The organism is Pseudogemmobacter sp. TB195 (genome assembly GCF_058313095.1).
The window spans coordinates 52,355-71,589 of record NZ_JBZEGG010000028.1; the positions used below are offsets into that span (position 1 = coordinate 52,355).

23 protein-coding genes are annotated in these 19,235 nt (G+C 64.1%); 9 read left to right on the plus strand and 14 right to left on the minus strand.

Annotated elements, in window-relative coordinates; all coding sequences use genetic code 11:
• Window positions 1-135: 135 nt before the first annotated feature.
• From AC4FS3_RS23425 to AC4FS3_RS23435, 3 genes are all read right to left on the minus strand, one after another.
• Window positions 136-591, minus strand: coding sequence for a universal stress protein (locus tag AC4FS3_RS23425; protein WP_092895413.1), 456 nt, complete (start codon window positions 589-591; stop codon window positions 136-138).
• Window positions 592-699: 108 nt separating this feature from the next.
• Window positions 700-1,158 (minus strand): PaaI family thioesterase, encoded by a 459-nt coding sequence (locus AC4FS3_RS23430; RefSeq protein ID WP_491022507.1) that lies wholly within the window; start codon window positions 1,156-1,158, stop codon window positions 700-702.
• The gene (locus tag AC4FS3_RS23435; RefSeq protein WP_491022508.1) at window positions 1,155-1,634 is read right to left on the minus strand and encodes a PaaI family thioesterase; all 480 of its coding nucleotides are present in this window, start codon (window positions 1,632-1,634) and stop codon (window positions 1,155-1,157) included. The genes AC4FS3_RS23430 and AC4FS3_RS23435 overlap by 4 nt, the downstream gene beginning before the upstream one ends.
• A gap of 166 nt (window positions 1,635-1,800) precedes the next feature.
• Between AC4FS3_RS23435 and AC4FS3_RS23440 the strand changes: the two genes are divergently transcribed.
• Window positions 1,801-2,199: a MerR family transcriptional regulator gene (locus AC4FS3_RS23440; RefSeq protein WP_491022509.1), complete on the plus strand. Its 399-nt coding sequence runs from the start codon at window positions 1,801-1,803 to the stop codon at window positions 2,197-2,199.
• 36 nt (window positions 2,200-2,235) lie between these two features.
• Here AC4FS3_RS23440 and AC4FS3_RS23445 read toward each other — a convergent pair whose 3' ends face one another.
• Window positions 2,236-3,090, minus strand: coding sequence for an alpha/beta hydrolase fold domain-containing protein (locus AC4FS3_RS23445; protein ID WP_491022510.1), 855 nt, complete (start codon window positions 3,088-3,090; stop codon window positions 2,236-2,238).
• 423 nt (window positions 3,091-3,513) lie between these two features.
• On the opposite strand from AC4FS3_RS23445, the gene AC4FS3_RS23450 reads away from it, so the two are divergent.
• From AC4FS3_RS23450 to AC4FS3_RS23475, 6 genes are all read left to right on the plus strand, one after another.
• Window positions 3,514-5,019 carry a di-heme oxidoreductase family protein gene (locus AC4FS3_RS23450; RefSeq protein ID WP_491022511.1) on the plus strand — a complete coding sequence of 502 codons (1,506 nt, stop codon included), beginning with the start codon at window positions 3,514-3,516 and terminating at the stop codon, window positions 5,017-5,019.
• Window positions 5,019-6,029 (plus strand): imelysin family protein, encoded by a 1,011-nt coding sequence (locus AC4FS3_RS23455; protein ID WP_491022512.1) that lies wholly within the window; start codon window positions 5,019-5,021, stop codon window positions 6,027-6,029. The genes AC4FS3_RS23450 and AC4FS3_RS23455 overlap by 1 nt, the downstream gene beginning before the upstream one ends.
• A 5-nt stretch (window positions 6,030-6,034) precedes the next feature.
• Window positions 6,035-7,093, plus strand: a complete 1,059-nt coding sequence (locus tag AC4FS3_RS23460) for a DUF1513 domain-containing protein (RefSeq protein WP_491022513.1) — start codon at window positions 6,035-6,037, stop codon at window positions 7,091-7,093.
• 488 nt (window positions 7,094-7,581) lie between these two features.
• Window positions 7,582-8,640 carry a tonB-system energizer ExbB gene (gene exbB / locus AC4FS3_RS23465; protein ID WP_491022514.1) on the plus strand — a complete coding sequence of 353 codons (1,059 nt, stop codon included), beginning with the start codon at window positions 7,582-7,584 and terminating at the stop codon, window positions 8,638-8,640.
• Window positions 8,641-8,643: 3 nt separating this feature from the next.
• Window positions 8,644-9,099, plus strand: coding sequence for a TonB system transport protein ExbD (exbD, locus tag AC4FS3_RS23470; protein ID WP_491022515.1), 456 nt, complete (start codon window positions 8,644-8,646; stop codon window positions 9,097-9,099).
• Window positions 9,096-9,962 (plus strand): energy transducer TonB family protein, encoded by an 867-nt coding sequence (locus AC4FS3_RS23475; RefSeq protein ID WP_491022516.1) that lies wholly within the window; start codon window positions 9,096-9,098, stop codon window positions 9,960-9,962. The genes exbD and AC4FS3_RS23475 overlap by 4 nt, the downstream gene beginning before the upstream one ends.
• 65 nt (window positions 9,963-10,027) lie before the next feature.
• On the opposite strand, the gene AC4FS3_RS23480 is transcribed toward AC4FS3_RS23475, so the two are convergent.
• The 9 genes from AC4FS3_RS23480 to AC4FS3_RS23520 form a co-directional block, all read right to left on the minus strand.
• Window positions 10,028-10,444, minus strand: coding sequence for a PaaI family thioesterase (locus AC4FS3_RS23480; RefSeq protein ID WP_491022517.1), 417 nt, complete (start codon window positions 10,442-10,444; stop codon window positions 10,028-10,030).
• Between the two features lie 125 nt (window positions 10,445-10,569).
• On the minus strand, window positions 10,570-10,974 hold the full coding sequence (locus tag AC4FS3_RS23485; protein WP_491022541.1) for a DUF993 family protein: 405 nt from the start codon (window positions 10,972-10,974) through the stop codon (window positions 10,570-10,572).
• Window positions 10,975-11,333: 359 nt separating this feature from the next.
• Window positions 11,334-11,654, minus strand: coding sequence for a Dabb family protein (locus AC4FS3_RS23490; protein WP_491022518.1), 321 nt, complete (start codon window positions 11,652-11,654; stop codon window positions 11,334-11,336).
• Window positions 11,655-11,877: 223 nt separating this feature from the next.
• Window positions 11,878-12,024, minus strand: coding sequence for a hypothetical protein (locus AC4FS3_RS23495; protein ID WP_491022519.1), 147 nt, complete (start codon window positions 12,022-12,024; stop codon window positions 11,878-11,880).
• Window positions 12,025-12,124: 100 nt separating this feature from the next.
• Window positions 12,125-12,304 carry a GMC oxidoreductase gene (locus AC4FS3_RS23500; protein WP_491022520.1) on the minus strand — a complete coding sequence of 60 codons (180 nt, stop codon included), beginning with the start codon at window positions 12,302-12,304 and terminating at the stop codon, window positions 12,125-12,127.
• Window positions 12,305-12,507: 203 nt separating this feature from the next.
• A complete protein-coding gene (locus tag AC4FS3_RS23505) occupies window positions 12,508-13,620 on the minus strand; it encodes an ABC transporter ATP-binding protein (RefSeq protein ID WP_283177012.1) in 1,113 nt (370 codons plus the stop codon).
• A 4-nt stretch (window positions 13,621-13,624) separates the two neighbouring features.
• Entirely contained in the window at window positions 13,625-14,503 is an 879-nt protein-coding gene (locus AC4FS3_RS23510) for a carbohydrate ABC transporter permease (RefSeq protein WP_283177013.1), read from the minus strand.
• Complete coding sequence (locus AC4FS3_RS23515; protein ID WP_491022521.1) at window positions 14,500-15,396, minus strand: carbohydrate ABC transporter permease; 897 nt, start codon at window positions 15,394-15,396, stop codon at window positions 14,500-14,502. Before AC4FS3_RS23515 ends, AC4FS3_RS23510 begins: the two co-directional genes overlap by 4 nt.
• 141 nt (window positions 15,397-15,537) lie before the next feature.
• Window positions 15,538-16,791: an ABC transporter substrate-binding protein gene (locus AC4FS3_RS23520; RefSeq protein ID WP_283177014.1), complete on the minus strand. Its 1,254-nt coding sequence runs from the start codon at window positions 16,789-16,791 to the stop codon at window positions 15,538-15,540.
• Between the two features lie 259 nt (window positions 16,792-17,050).
• On the opposite strand from AC4FS3_RS23520, the gene AC4FS3_RS23525 reads away from it, so the two are divergent.
• Window positions 17,051-18,109, plus strand: coding sequence for a LacI family transcriptional regulator (locus AC4FS3_RS23525; RefSeq protein ID WP_491022522.1), 1,059 nt, complete (start codon window positions 17,051-17,053; stop codon window positions 18,107-18,109).
• 223 nt (window positions 18,110-18,332) lie between these two features.
• Here AC4FS3_RS23525 and AC4FS3_RS23530 read toward each other — a convergent pair whose 3' ends face one another.
• Window positions 18,333-18,836 (minus strand): enoyl-CoA hydratase/isomerase family protein, encoded by a 504-nt coding sequence (locus AC4FS3_RS23530; protein WP_491022523.1) that lies wholly within the window; start codon window positions 18,834-18,836, stop codon window positions 18,333-18,335.
• On the opposite strand from AC4FS3_RS23530, the gene AC4FS3_RS23535 reads away from it, so the two are divergent.
• A complete protein-coding gene (locus tag AC4FS3_RS23535) occupies window positions 18,729-19,142 on the plus strand; it encodes a hypothetical protein (protein WP_491022543.1) in 414 nt (137 codons plus the stop codon). The genes AC4FS3_RS23530 and AC4FS3_RS23535 overlap by 108 nt on opposite strands.
• The last annotated feature ends 93 nt before the right edge of the window (window positions 19,143-19,235 follow it).

The following is a 19,235-nucleotide window of genomic DNA, read 5'->3' on the forward strand; positions in this document are numbered from 1 at the left end:
ATGCTGCCCTGAAACCGGCGCAAAGCAAAGGCGTTTCAGCGCATTTTGCGGTCATGATCTCCTGATGTGATCACGCAGAGCGGGGCGTTTCCAGGGGCAATCCTGCGCCTCAGGCCCATCCGGATCGCGAATCGCTCAGGTGATCTTCTCAAGCGTTTCTTTCGACATATCGCCGGGCACGATGGTGATCGGGGTTGGCAGGCTGCCCGAATTGCGGCTCATTGCAGTGACCAGCGGGCCCGGGCCGGATTTGTCGGTTCCCGCGCCCAGCACCAGGACGCCGGTTTCCGGATCTTCGCGCATCTGGGCAAGGATCTCGGTCACCGCATCGCCTTCGCGGATCACCAGTTCGGGGGTTACGCCCTGTTTGTCGCGCATCCATTTGGCAAAGACCTCGAAATGCGCCTCGATCCGTTCGCGCGCTTCGGCCCGCATCAGATCGGCGACGCCCATCCAGTGCTGGAACTCCTCGGGCGGGATGATCGAAAGGATCGTCACGCCGCCACCGGTATGGGCGGCCCGGAGCGCCGCATAACGCATGGCATTAAGGCATTCGCGGCTGTCATCCAGCACAACCAGGAATTTCCGCATCCGATATTCTCCTGCTTGGATAGGGCAATTCTGGAACGGCGGCGGGGGAAATGGCAAGCGTCTCTGTCGTGATTGTCGGGTAAAGCCGTGATAAAGCCGGAGTGCGCCTCAGCCCTCGCGCATCAGGAAATGGCCGGTGCCCTGGGCAAAAAGCCGTTGCGGGTCCTCCTGCCAGGCTTCGACATGGACCGAGGCATAGCGGCGGCCTGAGCGGTTGATGCGGGCGCGGGCAAAGGCATCGCGCGGCTGGCCCGGGCGCAGGTAATCCACCGTGATATCGATGGTTTTCGGCAAAGCGGGCAGGGTGTCTGCTGTAAGGGAAGCCGGCAGGATACGGCCCTGGTGCAGCGCGTTCCAGACGAGGCCGGTGATTGCGGTCACCTCAAGAAAGGCCGCCGTGACCCCGCCGTGCAGCGCCGGGATCAGCGGATTGCCGATCAGATCATCGCGGTAGGGCAGCACAGCGGTCAGTTCCGCCCCGGCAGTGTCGAACCGGATGCCGAGAAAGCCCAGATAGGGGATCCGGGCCACGACTGTCTCAAGGAGCGGCGCATATTCACTGGTCATCGCGGATCATCCGGCAGGGTGCGGGCCACGTCATCGCCCCTTTCGAAGGTAAAGGCACCCGTGGCCATGGCGACCGGGCGTGTGCTGTCCTCATCGCAGGCGGTGACGCGCACGAAGGCGACCGAACGGGTGACATGGTGGCATTCGGCACGGGCGCGGATCGTCTGGCCCGGCGTTGCGGGGCGCATATAGTCGATCCGCAGATCCAGCGTCGCGGTCGAGCGCGGCCCGGCCGGATGCGCCATTACGGCCGCCCCCGAAGCCGTATCCATCAGCGCCGAAACCGCGCCGCCATGGATCACCCCGGTTGCCGGATCGCCGATCAGCTGTTTGTCCCAGGGCATGGAAATCACCGCTATTCCGCCGCCGATCTCCTCCAGCCGGAGCCTCAGCGCCTTTGCATGAGGCAGCGCCTCGATAAAACGGTGCGCGATGGCGAGTGTGTCGGAAGCAGTGGGGGGGGCGGTCTCTTGCATGGGCCGTATCAAACCGCTCTGGCCGGGGCGTTGCAAGGGCCGGGGGAGCGTTCGGCCCCGCGATGACGCAGCGTCAGTGATTTTCGCGGTGCCGTCGTGTCCCTTCCCCCGGAAGGCTTGCCATTTCGGCCCGGCGCGCCCTACGATCTGCCGGGCGGAGGGCCTTATGCCGGATCAGATTCGGATCAGTTTCAAAGAGATGTGCGCGAAATTCGATGTCACGCCGCGCACGCTCCGCTATTACGAATATATCGAATTACTGGCCCCTGAACGCGAGGGCCGCGCGCGGTTTTACACAGCGCGCGAGGTGGCGCGGATGAAGCTGATCCTGCGCGGTCGGCGGTTCGGCTTTTCGCTGGAAGAGATCCGGCAATGGCTGCTGATCTATGGTCACAAGGGCGAGCGGTCGCAGCTGGAGGCCTGGCTCGGCATGGCGGATCGTCAGTTGCTGGAGCTGGCGCGGCAGCGCGAGGCGCTTGAGCGCACCATCTCTGATCTGCACGCGTTGCGTGAAACGGCGGTCGCGGAAATGGCGCGGCATGAGGGCGCAGAAGCAGAAGACTGAGAGGCGCAGGGGGTGGCGATAGGGTCCCCAGGCTCATCACACCCGTCCCCTCTCCGTAAGGCCAAGCGCCTTGCGCAACCAGCCTTGCGCAGGGTCTGCGGGCAGCCCGCCCAGAAAACCGTGATCGAGCCCGTCAGCCAGCACCAGCCTGCCCTGTAATGCGCGTGCCAGGGCTTCGCCGTCGCGCAAAACCGGGTCGATGCCTGCGCCCAGGATGGTCAGGCCCGGAGGGCGGGGGAAGCCCGGTGCCAGCGGGTCATGGCGCGGGTCCCCGGCAATCAGCGCCTGGGGATCCAGGTGGCGGTGATAAGCGGCCAGCGATTTCGGCCCCAGCCCATCGGCCTCATGTGCTGCATTTTGTGGGGCAGGCGGCATGCCCGGCCCGGCCCCCGGATAAAAGAGCGTGACATCGGCAATGCGGGCGCGTTCCGTCTCTGTCAGCCCGGCAAAGGCCCAGAGCGCCACCAGGCCGCCCGCGCTGTCGCCCATAAGCCGCAGCTGCCGCACGCCTGTCAGCTGCCGCCGCAGGCTTGCGACCGCGTCCTGGGCCTGGGCCGGAAACGGATGTTCGGGCGCGAGGCGCCAGGCGACCGAGATCACCCTCGCGCCGGTCTCCTGCGCGATCCAGGCGGTCACGATACGATGGGTCCAGGGCGAGCCGGTGATAAAGCCGCCGCCATGGAAATAGACAATCGGCGCGGCCTCGTCCCCGGCGCCAGATGCCAGGGGCGTGAAGACCAGCCCGCCCGGGCAGCCCCCCTCCGGGGGGAGGTCATGCTGTGTCACAGCATCGGGCAGGACCGGCGCCAGCACCTCTGGCCGCCTGTCCCGCCAGGCCCGCAGCGCCGCAACCGGCCCGTTGATCCAGTCAGGATCATAATGCGTCGTCATGATCTGCCTTTCCTGTTCCCCGGCCCCAGGCACGGCTGTGCCGGCGGCATTTGCGGAGCGTAGCACGCGCACGGGGTTCCGACAGCCTGACTTTGCCGCATGGCCATGGCTCCGCTTCGTCCGGTCAGCGGGCCGTTCTGAGCCGGGGAGGCGCGACTGGCGGCGCTCGTCCGGGGCTCCGCCTGGGGGGCCTGACCGGAGGGGCAAGGCGGGCGGGCGGGACTTGCAACGGCAACCGGGGCGGGGCGCGACAGAGGGTCACGCAGCCGCTGCTGGCCTGCGTTTTCCGATTGAAAGACTCGGGGAAAAGGATCAGGCAAGACGGGTTCAGGGAAGTTCCTCATGTTACGCCTCCGGTTAGCGCCTGCTTTTGCTCTCCTCCTGATGGCCGCCGTCCTGCCCGCCCGCGCGCAGGAAGCGGTCATGCCAGATCCGGACAGTCACATTCCGGAAGACAGAGATCCGGGCGCCGGAAGTCTGGACGACCGGCATCTGCCGGTGATTGCCCGCACCAAGGCCGAAACCGCCCGGATCGCCCGGGTCATCGCGCCCACCACTGATTTCACCAGAGCCGAAGGGTTCGAGCTGATGCAGGGCGGCGCCGCGACCGTGCGCGTCAGGCCCAATGCGGATGCGTTTTCCATCCTGTCAGGGAATATGCCCTTTGAGCGCGAGATGGATTTCAAGCTTGGCAATGCGCTGTTTCGCAAGACCTGGGTCTCGGCGCCCTCTTCGACAAAGGCATCGGACGGGCTGGGGCCGCTTTACAATGCGCGGGGCTGTCAGGATTGCCATCTGAAAGACGGGCGCGGTCATCCGCCTGCCACGCCCGATGAGGCGCGGGTTTCGATGTTTCTGCGCCTGTCTGTCCCGGGGGGCGAGGCGCCGATGGGGATTTCCGAATGGATCGCGACACTGCCGGACCCGGTCTATGGCGGGCAGCTGCAGGATTTCGCGGTGCCCGGGCTGCCGGCCGAGGGCCGGATGGATATTGCCTGGACCGAGACCCCGGTGACGCTGGCCGATGGCCTGACCGTGTCGCTGCGCAAGCCCGGTTACACCATCTCGAACCCCGGCTTTGGCGCCTTTCACAAGGACCTGATGATCTCGCCCCGTGTCGCGCCGCAGATGATCGGCCTCGGGCTGCTGGAGGCGATTCCGGCCGCCGATATCATCGCGCTGGCCGATCCTGACGATGCCGATGGCGACGGGATCTCGGGTCGTATCTCGATCGTGCCCTCGCAGGAATTTGCCGTGGCCATGCTGGGGCGCTTTGGCCTCAAGGCCGGTACACCAACCATCCGCCAGCAATCTGCCGATGCGTTTTCCGGTGATATGGGGCTGTCGACGGTGCTGGTCCCCGACCCCTGGGGGGATTGCACCCCGGCGCAGACCGCTTGCCGCGAGGCGCCGCATGGCCAGGAGCCGGGCGTGCGGGACGGGCTGGAGGTCGATGGGCAAAGCCTTGATCTTGTGACTTTCTATGCGCGCAACCTCGCCGTGCCCGAGCGTCGGAATATCGACAGCCCCCAGGTCCTGCGTGGCAAAGAGGTGTTTTACGGGCTGAACTGCATCGGCTGCCACAACCCGAAATTCGTGACCCACCGCCTGAAGGATCAGCCCGAGCAAAGCTTCCAGCTGATCTGGCCCTATACCGATCTTTTGCTGCATGACATGGGCGAGGGGCTGGCCGATGACCGCCCCGAGGGCCGCGCGACCGGGCGCGAATGGCGCACGCCGCCGCTTTGGGGGATCGGGCTGACCGAACAGGTTTCCGGCCATACGAATTTCCTCCATGATGGCCGGGCGCGCTCGCTGCTCGAAGCCGTGCTCTGGCATGGCGGCGAGGCCGGGGCGCAGCGAGATGCCGTGATTGCCCTGCCGACCGAAGACCGTGAAGCCCTGATCGCCTTTCTGGAGAGCCTGTGATGTCGCGTTTTCGCCCTTTTGGTTTTGCGCTGGCCCTGATCTGTGGCGCCGGCCCTGCTCTGGCCGATCTGAAACAGGCGGTCGATACCGTCATGCTGCCGGGGTTTGCCACTTTCGCCAAAGCGACCGCCGCGCTTGAGACACAGACCGAGAGCCATTTCGCCGAGACCGGCGGCCAATGTGATCCGACCACCTTGCGCCCTGCGTTCAACAAGGCGTTTGACGCCTGGATGGCGGTGTCCTGGCTGCATTTCGGCCCTTCGGAAGAGGGCGGCACAGCGCTGGCGATCCGGTTCTGGCCCGATCCGAAAGGGCTTGGCGCCAAGGCGCAGCGCGGGCTTTTGCTGGGTGACCCGGCGAGCCTCGAGCCTGAGCTATTCGCGAAGCAATCGGTGGCGGCACGCGGGCTTACGGGGCTGGAACGCCTGTTATACCCAGGCGAGCCGCCCGGCGCCGATTCCTGTCCGCTGCTCCGGGCCACGGTGAAAGACCTTGCGCGGCTGGCGTCGGTTCTGGATGCAGGCTGGACCGGGGATCAGGGCTTTGCGCAGCTGCTGCTGAGCGCGGGCAGCGACGGCAACACCCGGTTTCTCAACCGGACCGAGGCGATGCAGGCGGTCTTTACCCAGCTGATGGGGGGGCTTGAATTCATTGCCGATCAACGCCTTGGCCGCCCGCTTGGCGAAGAAGACAAGCCGCGCCCGGAACGCGCCGAGGCCCGCGCCTCGGGACGGGCAACCCGCAATATCCTTCTGGAATTGCAGGCCATCCGCCGTCTGACGGCTGCGCTTGAACCCGATGCGGCCGGCACAATCGCTGCGATGGACCGGGCGATTGTCGCGGCCGGCAAGCTGGACGAGCCGCAGCTGGCGGGGGTGTCAGATCCCGAGCGGCGCGAGAAGATCCTTGAGGTGCAGCGCCTCGTGCGCTCTGCCCGCGCCATCGCACTTTCCGAAATGGCGCCGGTGCTGGGCGTCGGGCTTGGCTTCAATTCGCAGGACGGAGACTGACAGAAATGGCCACAAGGCGCGGATTTCTGGCGGGGCTGGCCTCACTGTCGCTTCCCGGGCTTGGCTGGGCCGATGTCGGCAGCCCCGCCTGGCTTGCCGCCGGGAAAGAGGGCGAGGATTATGTCCTTCACGGGCTGCGATCCGATGGCGAAAGCCTGTTTTCCATCCCTTTGCCGGCGCGGGGACATGCGGCGGCGGCGCATCCGTCGCGGCCCGAAGCGGTGGCTTTTGCCCGCCGTCCCGGTGTCTTTGCCATCGTGCTTGACTGTTTCACCGGCGCCATCCGGCACCGGCTGACCCCGCCCGAGGGGCGGCAATTCAACGGCCATGGCGCCTTTTCCGCCGATGGGGCACTTCTGATGACCTCGGAAGTCGTGGCCGAAGGGTCGGACGGGCGGATCGGGATCTGGGAGACGGAGACTTATCGCCGGATCGGCGAATGGCAGACCGGCGGCATCGGCCCGCATGATATGAAACGCCTCGCGGACGGGCGGCTGATCGTCGCGAATGGTGGCATTCAGACCGACCCTTCCGACCGCAGCACGCTGAACCTCGACACGATGCGCTCTAACCTCGCGCTGCTCTCACCTTCGGGCGAGATCCTCGAGATCGCCGAGCTGGAGCCTGATCTGCATCAGAACTCCCTGCGCCATCTTGCACTTGTGGGCGAGGGCGTCGCGGTCGCGCTGCAATGGCAGGGCGACCTGTCTGATCCGGTACCGCTTTTGGCCCGCTGGGAGCCGGGCCGCGCGATCACCCTGTTTGAGGCCGCGCCGGAAGAGATCTACACTATGAAGGGCTATGCGGGATCGATCGCGGCCAATCAGGGGATGATCGCAATTTCCTCGCCCCGGGGGGGCGCGGTGATGGTGTTTGGCGAAGATGGCACACCGCTTGCCACGCATCGGCGGGCCGATATCTGTGGTCTTGCGGCGCTGGAACAGGGATTCGTCGCATCGGATGGCGGGGGCGGGATCTGGGCGCTTGGCGGGGCGCTGGAACCCCTGCGCGCGCTGCGGCACGGCGCCACCTCCTGGGACAATCACATGGTGGCAATTGGCTGATTTGCCGGGGGTTTCGTCTTTCGCGCGGGTTTCGCTGCACAGCAGCAGCCCAGGGTTTGTGCGAGGGGTGGTTATACTTGACAATTCCACCTGGTATTCCTAAAGCCATTCCTGACCGATCAGGTCGGAATCTGCTGCCTCGCAAGTGCCCCTCATTCGGAGTGCCAGCCAAACGGTAGCGGGCTGAACAGGTGGAATTCAGGTGGCGGCCCGGTGGGGCAAGGCAACCGACTGGTTCGGATCTCCCTTTCGGAATTCGGGTCTGAGGCTGCAGAACTTGCACTTCATGGGCCCATCAGGGCGATTGTGGAACGGATTTCTCGGATGATCTTCCCAGGGCGAGACCAGATTGACCGGGTTCTGAAATCCACGGCCAGGGTGGCTGAAAAACCGATGGTGGCAAAGGCTGTGCGGGTTTCGCTTTGTGCTTTGGCAGTCTCGGGCAGGCCGTCTTCACCCGTCCCCCTTTGCACGAAATGAGACTTCAAGTGGTTGAACCGATGCGCGCGGCACTTCTTTCCCTTCTGATCCTCTCCGGTGGCATGGCAGCCGCTCAGGATAATACGGCGCCGGTCGTGCCCGATGCGGCGCCGGAGCAATCCGCCGCGCCGGTGAACGAAGGCAGTGAGGCCCCGCCCGTGGTGCCAGATGCCGCGCCCGATGCCCCGGTTGCGCCCGCGACCGAAGAGACCGGTGCCATCGCAACGCCGGACACCGGTGCTACGACCCCGGCTGTCACGCCGGCAACCGACGCTGAGACGACCACGACCCCGGCCGCTGACCCCGTCACCCCTGCTGCCACCGGCGAGGCGGCTCAGCCCGCCGCACACCCGGCCGAAGCCGCTCCGGCCCCGGCTCCGGCGGCGCTGCCGGTGCATTCGGTCGAGCTCGAATCGCTGTTCTGGGATGCGCATGTCATCGTGCAGGCGGTGATGATCGGGCTTGCGATTGCGGCTTTCGTGGCACTGGTGATCCTGATCCACAAACTGTTTGAATTCGGCTTTGCCTTTGCCTCAATGCGCAAAACCGCGCGCCTGCTGGCCAGCGCCTCTAGCCTCCACGCGGTTGCCGAAGCGGTGGCCGGCCGCAAAGGCCCCTCGGTCGATATGATCCGCGCCGCGGATGAGGAGCTGCGCCTCGCCGAGGTCGAGCCCGCGCTGATCCCCGGCACCCGTGACCGCACCGATACCGCGATGTCCCGCATCGAGGCCGGCGCCGCCGCGCGGCTGCGGTCGGGCACCGGGATCCTGGCCTCCATCGGCTCGCTCTCGCCCTTTGTCGGGCTGTTCGGCACTGTGTTCGGGATCATGAACAGCTTTCTCGCCATCGCGCAGTCGAACACCACGAACCTCGCCGTCGTCGCGCCCGGCATCGCCGAAGCGCTGCTGGCGACCGCCATCGGCCTTGCTGCCGCAATCCCGGCGGTGCTGATCTATAATGTGCTGTCGCGGAAGCTCGCAAAATACCGTCTGCAGCTGAATGATGTGGCCGCCGCTGCGGCCCGGCTGCAAAGCCGGTCGCTTGACCGCCTGAGCGCGAGGGTCTGATCCATGGGAACCTCTGTTGGTGGCGGATCGGAAGACGAAGATGCCGAAGTTTCGGAAATCAACGTCACGCCTTTTATCGACGTTATGCTGGTTCTGCTGATCGTCTTCATGGTGGCCGCGCCGCTGTCGACCGTTGATGTGCCGATCAATCTGCCGGGCAGCACCTCGACCCCGACGGAACGCCCGGACGAGCCGCTCTGGCTGTCTCTGGGGCTGGACCGGGTGTTGTCTTTGGGCAATGATCCGGTGCCGGGGGGCGGTCTGGGGGCTGTGCTGGATGCCGCAACGGGCGGCAATCGCGAAACCACGATCTTTTTCCGCGCCGACAAGGATCTGCCTTACGGTGCGACGATGGAAATTCTCGATGAACTCCGGAATGCCGGTTATCTGAAAGTGGCGCTGGTGGGGCTGGAAGGCGCCCCCGCCGCCGCCGCTCCTGCGCAAGGATCTCAGCCGTGACCCAGGAATTGCCCTCTTTCACCCGGGCCCGCTGCCCCGTTCTGCCCTCGCATGTTGGTGCGGGCAAGAGCCGGGCGATGGGCTGGCTGGCCTCGACCTCGATCGCGGCATTGCTGGTTTCGGCCATTGGGGCACTGGCGATGACCTGGGACAGCGCCGGCATGTCGGCCGGGGCGGAAGAGCAGGCGGTTCTCGTCATGTTGCCCCCGGCCCAGGCCATCGAGGCGGTTTCCGAACCGACCCCGGATGTGACCGACCAGGTGGCTTCGGAAGAGATGCAGACGCCCGATCTGGAAGACGCGCCCGACACGCCGGAACTGACCGAAGCCCCCGACGTTCCGGACGAAACCCCCGAGATCGAAGAGATCGTCGAGGATATGGCCCCCGAGGTCGACCAGGAACCGCCGCCGAAGCCGGTGGTCGAAGTGCCGAAGCCGAAAGAAAGGCCGAAGAAAGAAGAAAAGCCGAAAGAGGTCAAAAAGGCCGAAAAGCCGAAAGAGCCCGCCAAGGAAAAACCGAAGAAGAAAGCGAGCGAAGAGCGTGCGGAGACCAAAGCGTCAAAGCAGCAGACCTCGGGCGCGTCCTCTGTCGGCAGCGGTCAGGCCTCGGCAAAAAATTACGGCGCCTCGGTGATGAGGAAAGTGAACCGCACCCGTAAGAAGTCGGGGGGGGATCGCGGCACGGCGGTTGTTTCCTTTACCATTGCGGATAATGGCAGCCTCGCCAAAGCGAGCATTTCCAGAAGCTCAGGATCTGCGAAACTGGATGATGTGGCGCTGGATCACATCCGCCGGTCAGCGCCGTTTGACCCGCCCCCCGCCGGTGCCGGGCGCACCTATTCCTTCAAATTCGAGGGCCGGTAGCACCCGGTCATCTTTGCCGCACAAGGCAGAGCACCCGGCGCCGCAACGCTCCGGGTGTTTTTCTGTCAGGGCTCCAGCACCATCTGGGTCTGGGTGATCTGTGCCGCCAGTTTTCCATCGCCGCGCCGGACCGAGGTTTGCCAGACCTGGGTGCGGCGCCCCTGATGGAGAGGCTCAGAGATGGCGCGCACGACCTCGCCCAGCACCAGCGGGCGGAAGAAATTCGTCTTGCTCTCGACGGTGGTGGTGCTTTGATCGGGGCGGATCGCGGTGACAGTGCCAAGCCCGCCGAGGATATCTGCCAGTGCCATGATCGCGCCGCCATGCAGTACGCCATTGCGGTTCAGAAGATCCGGCCGCACCGTCAGTTCGGCCTCGACCCGTGTGGCAGTGGCCAGGATCACCCGCAGGCCGATCATCCCGGCAAAGGCGGAAATATCGTTGGCCTGTGGCGGGCCGGGGGGCAGGTTAAGTTCTGTCATGATCCAGGATCCTGTGCGGCGCCTGCCTCTGTGACAATGCGGGCGCTTTTGCCGATGCGGAGGGATAGCAGCATGGCCGCCCGGAAGGGGCAAGGGGCCTCAGCGGCGCGATCCCGCATCGCGCCTCACCCGGTGATAGCCTGACATCCGCTCCCGCGTGACCTGGCGCCCCCTCGATCCCGCCGGCAAAAGCGATGCACCTCGCTCCGGTTGCCAGCAGCGCCGGATCTTCGTCCGTATTGGCGGGCGCCATCGCATAGCCGCGGAAAGGGGACAGGCAGAGCTGAGATCGGCCATGGCGCGCCCGCACCTCCTTGCGGGGCTGGTCGCGCAGCAGCGGGCTGTTCCAGGCCATGCAGGCAGCACAAAAGCGCCATGCGCTCTGTCGCCAGATCCGGCTGTGCCAGAAAACCGGTCTGATCCGCGAGCCGGCAGACGCAGGCAAAACGGGCAATGCTGCGCGAGTAATGAAAGGCCGCGGGCAGGATGAAACCCGGCTGATGACCGTTCACCCAGGCGAGAGAGGCGATGCTGCCTGGTCAAACGGCCGCCAGTAAGCGCGGTGAGAGATGTCAGCCGTCGCGCCAGTCGCGGGAAGCGCTCTTGTCGTCGTCGGGATTGCCTGGCTTCCCGCCGCCTTCAGCGCCTCGATCTGTTCGACAGAGGTGGCCAAGACCTCCTCGCCTGTGCTCAGCTCTGTGGAGGTGCGGTGATCGGCACCGGCATTAGGGGCCACTGGCGGGCGCGGCGGCTGCGCTTTCGCGACGCGCTCGACGAGTGGCGCCGCGACCATATGCGCGGAGGCTAAGGCGGTGCGGCACGCGCGGGATCTGTGGCCTGGCGGTGAGGCGGCAGCGCTCCAGCCCGCCGGCAGTTGTCGGAAGGGTGATCATGCGCCTGCTCCGCAATCGAGGTCGAATACGAGGATGCCGGCGAGCCCGCCAACCGCCGCCGCGACCAGCCGCGCGCCAAGGGCGCGGTGATCGGGATGGGCCTGATAGGCGGCCAGCGCCGCCCAGTTGTCGAAGTCGATTGTGAAGCCATGCAGATAGCCGCGTTCGATCTGTTCGGGGCTTTCAGAGCGCCCGGCATGGATCGCACTGATCCCGGCGACCTGGTCGCGGATCGGGTGCAAATCGGCGAACAATGCGGCGATCTCTGCTTCGCTGACAGTCTCGCGAAACCGGATCAGGACGATATGGCGGATCATGGGGAGGCTCCTTGCAATCCATGGGGGGCGCGAATCATGCTCGCGGCTTTCTCGGAGATCATGATGGTGGCAGCATTGGCGTTTGATAAGACCAGGCGCGGCATCACGACGGCAGGCGCCGGCCGGGAGGTGGTCGGTGCTGGCATTGCGACAGGCATGGTGAAAGTAATCCTGGTCGCCTGCGACCCCCGGCCCCGGCAGACGTTCGGCCAGCACGAAGGGTTTACGGCGCGGCCTTGGGCATCATCTCATGCGCGAGCTTCAGCCCCTCGACCGGCATCCGGCGGTCACAGGGGGCGCCCCCGTGATACGGGTCTGTCAGCGGCGCGTCCAGCGGATCGGCATTCCAGACGCCACCAGTCTTGAACAAGGACGGGGCGACGGGGCTGCGTTTCGTCAGGATGAACTGCGGTCCGGTCAGGGCCGGTCAGAGTGGTTCTGCATAGCGGTCATAGCTATGCGGGCGCGTATCAGGAAGGTCGCCGCGCGTGATCGCCGTCATCCCACCTTACCGCCAGACGCGCGCCAAGTCGCAGCGCCAGCGCCGCGATGGCCAGCGATGGGTTTACCGCCGCCGAAGTCTGCAGGACCGAGGCGTCCGCGATATAGGGATTGTCGAAGTCATGCGCTTTCAGGTCGGAATCGACCACCTAAGCGCGCGGACCCGCCCTCATCCGGCAGGTGCCGCAATGATGGCGGGGGGGGCGCTTCCCGAACCCTTTGGTGAAGACAATCGGCCAGTGCACGCGGCAGCCGGGTTTCCGCCGCGAGGATCAGCGCCTGGGCCCCCGAAGGCGCCAGGGCAGTGGCGAGTGTCGCGCCGCCGATCCCGGCCCCGATGATGATATCGGGCTCATACCTGAATCCGGTCTCCGGTTTTCGGATCAAAGGCCACTGCCTTTTCCATATTCACCGCGAAGTCAAAGGCCTGATGGGGGTGGACGTCAGCATCCGCACGCATCCGCGCGATCACATCCTTGCCCGAAAGGGTCATGGTCACGAAGGTGTCGGCACCGGCGGGCTCGGTCACGGTGACCATATTGCGCAAGGGCTGCACATTATGGGAATTGCGATCGGCGCCTTCCGGGTCGGTGATCGCCTCGGGGCGGATGCCAAGAAGGATATCGCGCCCGTCCCAGGCCGCATAATTGCCCGAGGAAAACCCAAGGCGCAGCGGTTTGCCGGCGGCGTCGGTGATTTCAGCCCAGGCACGGCCCTGGTCCACCGCCAGCTTTGCCGGGATGATGTTCATCGCCGGCGAGCCCATGAAAGTTGCGACAAACAGGTTCGCCGGGCTGTCATAAATCTCTTTCGGGGTCCCAAGCTGTTGCACGTAACCCTTGTTCATCACCGCGATCCGGGTCGAAAGCGTCATCGCCTCGATCTGGTCATGGGTGACATAGACGATGGTGCGTTTCAGTTTGTGATGCAGCTTTTTGATCTCGGTCCGCATGTCGACCCGCAGTTTCGCGTCGAGATTGGACAGCGGCTCATCGAACAGGAAGACATCCGGATCCCGCACCAGGGCGCGGCCCATGGCGACACGCTGACGCTGGCCGCCGGAAAGCTGGCCGGGTTTGCGGTCGACGAGATGGTCGATCTGCAAAAGCTTTGCCACATCGGCCAGCGCGCGGTCGCGTTCGGGCTTTGGCGTCCCGTGCATCTCCAGCCCGAAGGTGATGTTCTGGCCGACCGTCATATTCGGATAAAGCGCATAGCTCTGGAACACCATTGCGATATTGCGCTTTGACGGATGGACCCCGTTGACCACCCGGTCTTTGATCGCGATCTCGCCGCCCGAGATGCTTTCCAGCCCGGCGATCATGTTCAGAAGGGTAGATTTGCCGCAGCCCGAGGGGCCGACGAGGACGAGAAACTCGCCTTCCTGCACCTCAATGTCGACGCTGTGCAGCACTTTGACCGCGCCGTAGGATTTGGTGACGTTCTTGATGTCGAGAAAGCCCATGGCATCAACCTTTAACAGAGCCCGCCATCAGGCCACGCACAAAGTAGCGGCCCGCGACGATATAGACGATGAGGGTGGGGATGGCGGCAAGGATCGCGGCGGCGAAATGGACGTTGTATTCCTTCACGCCGGTCGAGCTTTGCACGAGGTTGTTCAGCGCGACAGTCATCGGCTGGGTGGTGCCGCCGAAACTGGCACCGAACAGGAAGTCGTTCCAGATATTGGTGAATTGCCAGATCACGCAGACCACCGCGATGGGACCCGAGACCGGCAGCATGATGCGCCAGAAGATGCGGAAGAAGCCCGCGCCATCGATCTGGGCTGCGCGGACCAGCTCGGTCGGGAAGGCCGCGTAGTAGTTGCGGAAATAAAGCGTCGAAAAGCCGAGGCCGTAGACGACATGGACGAGGATCAGGCCGGGAACCGATCCGGCCAGCCCCAGCATCCCCAGCACCCGCGCCATCGGGATCAGCACGATCTGGAACGGGATGAAGCAGGAAAACAGCATCAGCCCGAAGACAATTGTATCGCCTCTGAAGCGCCATTTCGTCAGGATATAGCCATTGATCGCGCCGAGAATGGTCGAGATCGCGACCGCCGGCACCACCATCAGGATCGAGGTCAGGAAGTAGGGCTTAAGCCCCGTCGCCTGCACGCCGATCTGGGCGGTGGACCAGGCCGAGCGCCAGGGATCGAGCGTCCATTCATTCGGCAGCGACATCATATTGCCGCCGGTGATCTCGGACAGAGGTTTGACCGAATTGATCCCCATCACATAGAGCGGCAGCAGGTAAAACAGCGCGAAAAGCAGCAGGATCAGATAGATGAAAGTGCGGGTGATGCGCCCGGTCGAGACGGCGGTGTCCTGGGTCGCGACGCTCATTCCTTCTTCTCCTTCAGTTCGGAGTAGAGATAGGGGATCATGATCGCGGCAATGGTCATCAGCATGATCACCGCCGAAGAGGCGCCGACGCCCATCTCTTTGCGGGTGAAGGTGTAGGAATACATGAAGGTTGCGGGCATCTCGGTGGCGCGGCCAGGGCCACCGCCGGTCAGGGCTATGACAAGGTCGTAGGACTTGATCGCCAGATGGGCGAGGATGACGAAGGCCGACAGAAAGGCCGGGCGCAAAAGCGGGATCACAATGCGGCGGTAAAGCTGCCAGTTCGAGGCCCCGTCGATCTGTGCCGCTTTCAGGATCTCATTATCGATGCCGCGCAGGCCGGCGAGGAACATCGCCATCACAAAGCCCGAGCTCTGCCAGACCGCCGCGATCACGATCGTATAGATCGCCATAGTGTTCGACTTGATCCAGGTGAAGGAGAAGCTCTCCCATCCCCATTGATGCATGACATGTTCCAGCCCGATGCCAGGGTCGAGGAACCATTTCCAGGCGGTGCCGGTGACAATGAACGAGAGCGCCATCGGATAGAGGTAGATCGGGCGCAAAACGCCTTCACCCCGGATCTTCTGGTCGAGGAAGATCGCCAGCATCAACCCGATGGCGGTGCAGATCACGATGTAAAGCGTGGCGAAGATCGCGATGTTTTTCAGGGCGACATGCCAGTGCGGCAGCGAGAACAGCCGGACGTAATTGGAAAATCCGACGAAATCCCAGCTCGGCAGCATTTTCGAATTGGTGAAAGACAACACCACTGTGAAGAGGATGAAGCCGTAGACGAAAAACAAGGTGACCGCGACGGATGGGGCGAGAACCAGCTTCGGCAGCCAGTCCTGCAATCTCGTGCGGAAATCGGCCTCGGATGCAGATGCCATTTCCCCTCCCTATTCCCCGCTTGCGGGGCGGTCGCGCCTGGGGCGCGACAAAAATTTACGTAAATTTTTGAGCAAATTCCTGTTCAGGAATTTGTGGCGCGGGCGGTGTCCGCCCGCACCATGATCGAAACGCGGGCGTGATTACTGCGCGGCCGCGACGGCGTCCTTCAGGGCAGTGGCGGCAGAGGCGCCATCGGTATATTCGCCATTGAAGACGGCGGTGATCACGTCATAGGTCGCGTTTTTCACCGCAGCCGGCGCACCATAGCCATGCGCCATGGACCCAAACAGCGTGCCGTTGGTATTGGCTTCGGCGAGATCCTTGATGCCTTTCTTGCCGCAATCATCGAAATCGGTATCCGGCACATCGGTGCGCGCCGGGACCGAGCCCTTGACCACGTTGAAGGCCGACTGGAAGGCCGGGCTTTCAATAGCCGAGGCCATCGCCAGCTGCGCTTTGACCTTTTCCTCGCCCTTTACCTTGAACATCGCGAACTGGTCGGCATTGAAGGTCACCGCGCCCTGCGTGCCGGGGAAGCGGATGCAGATAAAGCCTTCGCCCGGCTTTTGTCCGGCTTTCAGGAATTCGCCCTTGGCCCAGTCGCCCATGACCTGCATGCCCGCTTCGCCATTGATCACCATGGCCGACGCCAGATTCCAGTCGCGGCCCGAGAAATTGTCATCGACATAGCTGCGCAGCTTGATCAGCTGATCGAAAGCCGCAGCCATCTTCTCGCCGCCAAGCGCTTCTGGGTCGAGGTCGATAAAGGCCGCCTTGTAGAAATCATTGCCCTGGGCCAGCACGAGGCTGTCGAAAATCGTCGCATCCTGCCAGGGCTGGCCACCATGGGCCAGAGGCGTGATGCCGTTTTCCTTCATCTTGTCGAGAACCGCGATCAGCTCGTCCCAATTGGTCGGCTCGCCCAGACCGGTCTTGTCCAGTGCCGCTTTCGAGATCCAGACCCAGTTGGTCGAATGCACATTGACCGGCGCCGCGATCCAGTGGCCGTCATGTTTGGAAAAGGCCTGGAGCGCCGCCGGGATCACCTTGTCCCAGCCTTCCGGGCCCGCGACCGCGTCGAGATTGCCGAGCACGCCCTGTTCTGCCCAGTCGGTGATGTCAAAGCCCAGCATCTGCACCGCAGTCGGCGGGTCGCCTGCGGTCACACGCGCCGAAAGCGCGGTCATCGCCGCCTCGCCGCCGCCACCGGCCACCGGCATGTCGACCCAGCCGATGCCTTGCGAGGCAAGATCCTCTTTCAGTACGTTCAGCGCTGCCGCCTCACCGCCTGCGGTCCACCAGTGCAGCACTTCCACATCTTCCGCCGCCGCCATTGAGGCGAGGCCGAAGGTCAGCGCCAGCGCCGAGACCATGCCCTTTGTCATCTTCCTCATCGCATCCTCCCAGATGTTAAGCCCCTTACGGGAACAGATTATTGAAACGTTACAATATGGCTGCCCGTCAACTGTTTCTTTCTGCCGCTCCACATTGCTGCAATGCAGAAAAATAACCGATTTTTGCGCTATGGTGCGGAAATATCGCGAAGTTTCTCAGATTCAGTTCTTCAGTTGTATCGTTGCATTTTTTTGTCATACTCCGGGCTCACGCCATGGCAACACGGGCCGGCGTGTCCGCCCCCGCACACGCCCCGGAGTGAAGCCCCTGACCGACCGTCCAACCACTCCTGCCGATCCGCTGTTGCGCCGCGCTGGTGGCCGGGCAAAATCCCGCCCGACCCTGCGCACCATTGCGGCCGAGACCGGCCTGGCGGTCACGACCGTGTCGCGGGCGCTGGCGCTGGATCCGCAGATCAAAGCCTCGACGCGGGATCTGGTCAGGGCAGCGGCAGACCGGCTTGGCTATGTGCCTGATCGCGCGGCACAAAGACTGCGCACCGGACGCACGCGGGTGGTGCAGCTGGTGCTGAACCTCGACCATGAATTCCTCGGTTTTACCCATGAGCTGATCGGCGGCCTGTCTGACGCGCTGACCGGCACCGGCTATTCGGTGACGATCTTCCCCGATATTCTCGGCAGCGACCGGCTGTCCTCGGTTCGCCGTATCGTCGAGGCGCGGCTGGGCGACGGTGTCATCTTCAACCGGACCGAGCCCTTTGACCCGCGCGTGCGCTATCTGCTGGAACAGGGTTTTCCCTTTGTCAGCCATGGCCGCACCGAGTTTTCCACCCCCCACCCCTGGGTCGATTACGACAATGAAGCCTTCGCCCGTATCGCGGTCGAGCGGCTGATCGCCCGGGGCCGCAAACGCCTGATGATCGTGCTGCCCCCGGCGAATTTCTCCTTCGCGCAGCATCTTCGCTGGGGGGCTGTGGCAGCGGCAAAGGCGGCAGGCATCAGCTGTGAGATTCCCGAAGCGATCAGCCTCGACACATCCGCGGCCGAGACCATGGCCTGGCTGCGCCAGCGCCTGTCGCAGCCGGACCGCCCCGATGGCATCATCGGCGTGGGCGAGGTCTCGGCGATGGCCGCGCTGGCCGCGATCAGCGATTGCGGGCTGGTGCCCGGGCGCGAGATCGATGTCGTGGCCAAGCGCGCCTCGGCGATTTTCGATCTGATGCGGCCCCGGATCGACACGATGGTGGAAGACCTCCGCCTTGCGGGGCGCAGCATGGGCGAGATGCTCTTACGCGCGATGGCGGGCGAGGAGCCGTCGCGCCTTCAGGTCCTGCATCAGCCGCTGGTGGATTTCTGACCGGCTCACCGCATCCAGTTCGCCTACGTGCGACCGATGCGCCTGACCACCGATTTCGGTTCGAGATAGTCCTCACGCCCGCAGCGACCGTTTTCGCGGCCAAGGCCTTTTTGGTTCATGCCGCCGCTCGCAAGATCGCCTGTTTGGCGATCTTGCGAGCGGCGGCGAGGAATTATGTACGATTTATGTAATTAGCTCAGGCCAATGTGACCTCTGTGGGGCGTCAGGCGTCCGAAAAATGATATTTCTTGTAGGACCACTTACGCGAGCTTTCGCGAGAAAGCTGCGTTCGCGACGAGTCCGGCGCGATGCCGAGGCCGGTTTTCGGCAGTGAAATCGTCGCGCCCGGCACCATCACGCGCAGGTCGCAGGCGCATGTCAGCTCCAGCCCGCCGCCAAAAGCGTGACTCTCCATCAAGGTAAACATCGGCTGCGCCGGTCGCGCCAGCCGGTCGAAGATCCGATGCCCACTACGCACCCAATGCCGGGCGAAATCCCGGGGGCTCAGCCCGCTCCAGCCGGTGATATCGGCACCCGGGCAGGAGCATTTTTCCGGTGTAGCGGTGACCAGCGCCCGGCGCGCTTGGCTTGTCTCAATCGCGTCGAGAAGGGGGGCAAATTGCGCCAGCATATCGGCACTGAAACAGGTCAGCTGTGCCGGATTTTCGAGCCGGATCCCGACTATCTGCCCATTGCGGTTCAGATGCACCGCGCTCATGGTGGCCATCCCATCGGCCCGGAGCCATGGAGCGAGAGCGGCATGCGTATCGCGTTTTCCGCAACTCGGACCCGTCCCCAGCTCGTGGCGGGATGTCGCGGGCGCGCAGCAGAGAAAGTGACAAGTTCGAATTTCTCAACCATCCTGATAAATTTGACAGCTATTGCAAAAGAAAAGCCGGATCCTGTCAATCCGACCTCCGCTTTTGTCTGGAGCCAGCCCGAGAAGACGAACGTCCTCGCATGCGAAGTGATGTCGACAAACCCGCCGCAACCGGCGGTCAGACGGGTCTTTTACCAGATTTCGCGACACTGACATTGCACTCGGTATCCATCTCGGGAAGGACAGGAACGACATCTCGAACCCGCGCCCTGGAAATAGATGACTTGCTGCGCTGAGGGCACATAG